This is a genomic window from Bacillus sp. AP50 (assembly GCF_040492675.1).
GTDB lineage: Bacteria > Bacillota > Bacilli > Bacillales > Bacillaceae_G > Bacillus_A > Bacillus_A cereus.
Genome location: NZ_JBEUTW010000041.1, coordinates 1 through 6678 on the forward strand (window position 1 = coordinate 1; position 6678 = coordinate 6678).

The window sequence follows — 6678 nt, forward strand, 5'->3', positions numbered from 1 at the left end:
AAGTCATGGATATGTTCCGTTGGAACATTTTCTGCAGAAATGTTCGTAATATACACGTTGATTCCACTCAGCCTTTTACTCCGTTCTTTGTAGATAATACCTTTCTTTTTTTCTCTTTTGGCTTGTTCTTTCAACCTTTTTTCGGTTTGTTCCTTTTTCTTTGGCTAGGTGTTCTAAAACATGAGGAGACATATGTCGTTGTAATTCTTCAGCGATCGGTTGAAGTTCGTCAAGAATCGAAAGATTCATAAAGAAACGCCATCCTTTCCCATAATTATACAGAAAGGATAACGTCTTTTTTGCTTTATGGATAGTGCAAAACCTTAGTTCCTTTTATATATTTACATAATTAGCGAAGGAGGATCCATACTCTCTCTAAAAAACCGCTCCTATTTTATAGGGAAGCGGTTTTTTTAATGAATACAACTATGAATTAAATTTAACGGTTCTGTTTATATATTTTTTCATTTTTGTTTTCTACGCGATGTATAATGCTTTCTCCTTCAACATCAATGTTAGGCAAAATTTTATCCAGCCATTTTGGCAAGTACCAGGCTGAATTACCCATGAGAATCATGACTGCAGGTACGATTGTCATTCTCACGATGAATGCGTCAAAGAAAACACCGAATGTAAGAGCCATGCCTATGGATTTAATGATGGTATCAGGCGCCAACATGAATCCAATAAATACAGACATCATAATTAATCCCGCTGCGACTACAACTCTCCCGCTCTCCCGCATTCCTTCTACAATAGCTCTCTTCGGATCACCTGTATGCGTATATACTTCCCGCATTTTGCTCACTAGGAACACCTCATAGTCCATGGCGAGTCCGAACAAGATGCCAATCAGAATGACAGGCAAGAAGGCTAAGATCGGACCGGCAGCCGGGAACCCAAATATATTTTGGAAATGTCCATCCTGCACGAAAAATACCACGGCTCCCAACGTAGCGCCAAGAGAAAGTAGAAACCCTAATACTGCTTTTAATGGAATGAGCAGAGATCTAAACACTAGAACTAAGAGTACATACGCAAGTCCCACAATAAGGGCAGCAAAAACTGGCAAGGCGTCACTCAGCTTTTGCACGATATCAATATTCATCGCTGCTGTGCCCGTTACCATTAGTTCAATTTCATTTTTTTTCTCGGTTTGGTTCGATTTGTCCCTGATTGCTTTTACCAAATCCTTTGTCTTTGTATCGTCAGGTCCAGTTTTTGGTGTAATAGAAATCATATAAATCTTTCCAGAAGGCCCAGGGATAGCTGGTGTCACACTTTTCACGTCAGGTAGGTTACCCAATTCTTTTGCGATGGTGTTCATAGCATTTTGCGTTTCAGCTGTTGCTTCTTCTGATTTTGCTACTACCATTAAAGAAGCATGAAATCCTTCCCCATACGCTTCCGTCAACAAATCATATACTCTTCTTTCTGTCGTTTCTGTGGACTTTGTTGTTCCATCAGAAGGCAAGCCAAGGTTCATATGGAAAAACGGAATTGAAATCACTGCAAGTAGTCCGATTGCGAAAATCGTGACAATCAGAGGACGTCTTATGACAAATTCTCCCCATTTATTTGAACCAGCATGTTTCTTACCTGCCCCAGTCATCTTTTGCAAGAATCGATTTTGTTTAGATGGGGCAATCTTATGGCCGACAAGTCCCAAAATGGCTGGTAATATGATGACGGAAACCAACACAGCTGCAAGCACAGTAAAGGCAGCTGATACGCCCATCGCTGTCAGGAATGGAATCTTTGTAACAGACAGTCCCAAAAGACCTATAATAACAGTTAATCCTGCGAAGATTACGGCACTTCCCGCTGTTCCCGTTGCGATGGCAACAGATTCTGGAACAGAATCTCCTTGTGCAAGCTGCTGTCTAAAACGATTGATAATGAAGAGTGCATAGTCTATGCCTACTGCGAGTCCCAGCATGGCAGCTAATGATAAGGAAACTGATTGGATTTCCACATAATTGGTTCCAATCATGATTCCTAGCATTCCAATTGCTAATCCGATTATCGCAGTGAGAATCGGCAGTCCAGCTACTAGAAAAGACACAAAGGTAAATGCCAGGACTACGAAGGCAACAAGAACTCCGACAATTTCAGTCATACCTGAAGTCTCTGAGTCAGAAAACGTAACATCGCCTCCTGATAACTCCGTTTGAATGCCGGCATCTCTTGTTGTTTCAATACTATCTAAAATCTTATCTTTAGAAGCTTCTGTAACCTTTTCTGCTTTTACTTTGTACGTAACAACTGCATATCCAATTGTCTTATCTTCACTAAGGTTCTGCAGTTGCATCGGTGCTGCCACAGAATCAACAGCTGAGTCTTTTTTTATCTCTTCAAGAACTCCTGCAATTTTCTGTTGTACTTCCGCTGACTCCAAGGTTTCGTTTTTTGGTGCTTTAAATGCCACTTTTACTTGGGCACCTGCTGGTTGCATCGCTTTAAACTCTTTTTCAATTACTTTTCCTGCTTTATCTGCTGGTGTATTCGGAATACTCAGCTCGTCCTTGAAAGAGGAACCCATGTTGACTGCAAAAAGCACTAATGCAATAAGAATTGCGAGTGCGCTGAATACAACCTTCTTCCTATGATTTACTGCCCAATATCCTAACTTATACAGATGTTTTGCCAATTAAATCTCACCCTATTCTTATCAAAAATTATTCTTCTTACGTTGTAATCTAGAAACGTACAAATGCATAAATTACATATTATTTATATAACAAGATTTTAAAATACTTATTATAGATTGTATCTGAATATCCCTCCCTATTTATAGCTTGCAAAATGGCGACAAATTGCCAGTAAAAAACAAAGAAAATGGTACACATTGACAGCGATAATGTCCTTTTATACAATGAAATTATCACCGCACTAACAATTGTACTTACAAGTGTAAGTATAACAGTGAATTTTCATCTTTCAAGCAATATGTGATTATTTACACTTAAAACGAACAGAATGAAGGGATGTGTTAGCTTTGAGGAAGTCAAGAGAAGACAGTATACACTCTCAAACATACATTATGGAGGCATTGAGCGCACTGTTGCATGAACATAAATTGCAAGATATAACCGTAACAGCTATTTGTAAAAAGGCTGGAGTTGCCAGAGTCACATTCTATAAATACTACCGCAACGTTTACGACGTCGTGCAAGCATCCGTGGATGAAATTGTTCAACAATTCTTGAAAGAGGTTGATAGTTTGGATCCGTATGAAAGTATGCAGCTAATTATTGAATATATCATAGAGGGATTTGTCTCTGCACAGAAGCCGTCAGGAAAGTTAATTGATTCAAATATATCTAATATGATGCTTAATTACTTGAATTACACAATGGAAAAGGTCTTTCAAGCGGATATTACACACGATCATGACATGAGCAGAATGCAAATCCTGTTTTTAGCAGGCGGTATCTTCAATATTGTTACCGATTGGATTAAAAGAGGGTCAAGGGAGTCTCCTCAGGCACTTGCTGCAAAAATATACGAGATTCTTCCATATGGGACAACAGATACAAGGAATTTGGCAAATTCCTGATACAACTATTCTACCTTTTATTACATCTTAAAAAATGGGCACCACATAAAAAGCTGTAAGTATTTCATCTAACCATAAACGACCGTTTTTGGTTAAAAGAGCAAAGCTTTCTTTCATATAGTCTCGCCACACATCCATCCATCAACTTAAGATCTCATAATACCCTCAGAACGAAAAACGTGTACATTTCGCCCGCTTTTTATTGTTTTGGGGTAACTCGTTCTTTTTAGCTTGATGGGCATGGGGTTCCACCAACATAACGCGAAATTCGTACGTTAAGCATATAAAACACTAACTTGAATATGGTAAAATAATGAAAAGGATGGTGAGGACAGTGAAAATGTTGGTGGGATTAGGGATTTGCACGATTCTTAGTTTAATTATTATGATAAGTGGTTACCAAATTCATATAAAAAAACGCTTATCTCTTATTGCAGGATATCAGGAAGAAACTTTTGTTGGTGATAAAAATAAATTAGCTAAATTATTCGGTATATTTGCTTATGTAGGAGGAATTGCTACATTTTTACTCCCTTTTGGATTAGAAATCTTCGGAAATATCGCAAGCATTATTTATGGAGTATGTATATGCGGTGGAGTAATAGTAGTTTTAATACGAAAGCAATCTATTAATAAACTATGTTAAAAAAAAGAGTCTTGCATCCAGACTCTTTTTTATTTTCAATAAAACAGAACCAAAAACGGTCGTTTAAGGAACCTTATTGAGTTCTAACGAAACTAACAGAAATATGTTCAAAAATCAGTTCCAAAACTCATTACCCAAAACAAAGTACCATAACAAACATTAAATATCGTTTAAGGAACCCTCTTAACGTACGGTAAACTCAAGTTTTTTAACTTAGTAAATCCTTAGCGTACGAAATTCGCGTTTTGTTGGCGGGACCCCATCGCTATCAAGCTAAGATTATGCAAAGTCAATTTTAGGCGAGAGTGTTTCTTTTTTCTAAAGGGCAAGTGTAGGAGATTAAAAGATTTGCATACGAAATAAACCCTAACGGTTTTCATTTTTTGAATTAAGCGGCTTGATTATCAGACATGGTACAATTGTAAACGACACCTAATATATCAAAGACCGTTTTTTTCTCATATCGATGAGATTTCCGCCCGTTTTGCTGTAGGAGATTGAACAAGCGAAGTAACACCTTTGATAGCTCTCGTTTTTTCTTCATTAGGAGCAATTGTCGCATTTGAAACATGATAGAAGAACAGAGTAGAATGGCAATCAATTGACCATATAAATGGCACTCCAGTCGTTCTGGTTTTATCTTTTTACAATGATGAATTTGAAAGAATGACTTCCACGTTTTAAATAAAATTTCGATTTGCCAACGTAAAGAATACCAATCATGTACTTGTCCCGTCGGGACAATATCTGTAGGGGTGTTTGTCATATATACATTGATACCACTGAGTCGTTTACTACGAGGAGAATACTTCATTCCTTTCTTTTTTTCTCTTACAATTTGATCTTGTAATCGTTTTTGTTGCTGTTGTTTTGTTAATCGATGAACAATTACACGAGCTGGCATTTTATCAATCATTCCTACATAAGCATCAGCTATTTCACATGTTTGTCCTGGTTGAAGGGAGTTCATTAACGTCTCCATATCTATCTGTATATACTCTGTACCTTTCTTAATTCTTCCATCTTGAAAATAATCAGGGGTAGGATTTTTTTGATAAATACGTGTATTCGACTTGATACGAGAGATATAGTAGGCCTCCTTATCTTGTATATATTGAAGGTCTTTCAAATGAAAATAACCTAAATCTCGGATACATAAATCATTCGCTGTCACAGTTGGGGCACACAGAGAGCCGTAAGTGCGATCATGTTGTGTACCTGGGCCTGTATGAATATGTAGGAACTGTCCACTTAACAAATCATACTCAAGTTGAATTTTTATTCCAGCTGTATGGCTGCATCCTCCTGCACCTGGATAAACCGATGAAAATACATCTGGGAGTTGAAATGCAGTTGAATCTAAAATACGAACAAGCTTGAAAACAGAAGTGTATGGCGAAGAAATCGGCATAGATGCGTCCATTTTTTTGTTTAGTAGTTCAGCTAGTAGGCGTTGTAAAAGTTGGACAGCCGCCTCATTAAACCGTTGATTCAGTCCTTCAGGACTGATGAGCACTTCTGTTGATGCTTCTAAACAGCTACATAACTGAGTTAAAGAGGTTTTAGCGACATTTTGACTCATCCATACACATAAAGCTACTTACTTGTTCGCTGTACAAATCCAACATCTCTAGCTAGATTCTGTAAGGTATTTGAGGATAAAAGACTCTTAATCTCCTGTGCAAATAATTGTAAGTCATCAGATACAGAATTAGACATACAAAAAACGCCATCCTTTCCTATAATTCTACAGTAAGAATAACGTCTTTTTTGCTTAATGAACAGTGTGAAACCTTAGCTTTATGGCAATGTGACGGTACCTCATTTAGTCGTCTGATAACATTACATATTTACATAATTTTCGTTATCGAAAGTTACCGTATTCATGTTTTAAAAGAGAATATACCTTAGAATCGCAATACATACCATTGATCATTACACTTTGTCTTAATGTTCCTTCATATGTCATTTTTAGCTTTTGCATAACTCGTTCAGACGCTGTATTCCTTATGTCGCATCTACCTTCAATACGATTTAAATCTAATTCTTGAAAGCCAAACTTTATTAGTTCTTCTAAAGCTTCAACGATAACTCCTTTTCCCCAATACAGTGGGTTAATAACGGCTCCTAAAGAAGCGCTACTGTGTGATAATTTCCAGATGCCACAGGTGCCAATAGCTTTCTGATCCCCCTTAAAGATAATAGACCATATGAAAGACTTACCTTTCTTAGCTGTATCCATCGTATTTTCTAAAAAAATACGAGTTTCATCTTTATTCTTATGTACCTCTCGAGGTACATATGTAGTTGTTTGAGGATCCGAATAGACTTCAAATAAATCATCTAAATCATGAAAATCTAGTTTTTTTAATAAAAGACGCTTTGTTTCTAATTTTGGGATTTTATATGTATCTTCCATACTCTCACCTCAGTTAATCGTTATTTATATATTATATACCTTATTCATGTAAAG

Annotated in this window: 4 protein-coding genes and 2 pseudogenes; 2 read left to right on the forward strand and 4 right to left on the reverse strand. The window is 37.0% G+C overall.

What is annotated here, in order from left to right; genetic code table 11:
• Nucleotides 1-155, reverse strand: a pseudogene (locus ABWK52_RS05195) (IS4 family transposase); the annotation flags it as partial.
• Nucleotides 156-439: 284 nt separating this feature from the next.
• A complete protein-coding gene (locus ABWK52_RS05200; protein ID WP_170953981.1) occupies nucleotides 440-2650 on the reverse strand; it encodes an MMPL family transporter in 2211 nt (736 codons plus the stop codon).
• Between the two features lie 393 nt (nucleotides 2651-3043).
• On the opposite strand from ABWK52_RS05200, the gene ABWK52_RS05205 reads away from it, so the two are divergent.
• A complete protein-coding gene (locus ABWK52_RS05205) occupies nucleotides 3044-3559 on the forward strand; it encodes a TetR/AcrR family transcriptional regulator (protein ID WP_097842892.1) in 516 nt (171 codons plus the stop codon).
• A 340-nt stretch (nucleotides 3560-3899) separates the two neighbouring features.
• Complete coding sequence (locus ABWK52_RS05210; protein ID WP_098542415.1) at nucleotides 3900-4205, forward strand: DUF3784 domain-containing protein; 306 nt, start codon at nucleotides 3900-3902, stop codon at nucleotides 4203-4205.
• 388 nt (nucleotides 4206-4593) lie between these two features.
• Here the strand turns inward: ABWK52_RS05210 and ABWK52_RS05215 are convergent.
• Both ABWK52_RS05215 and ABWK52_RS05220 read right to left on the reverse strand, forming a co-directional pair.
• Nucleotides 4594-5924 (reverse strand): annotated as a pseudogene (locus tag ABWK52_RS05215) (IS4 family transposase).
• Nucleotides 5925-6069: 145 nt separating this feature from the next.
• A complete protein-coding gene (locus ABWK52_RS05220) occupies nucleotides 6070-6624 on the reverse strand; it encodes a GNAT family N-acetyltransferase (protein WP_063549430.1) in 555 nt (184 codons plus the stop codon).
• Between the last annotated feature and the right edge of the window lie 54 nt (nucleotides 6625-6678).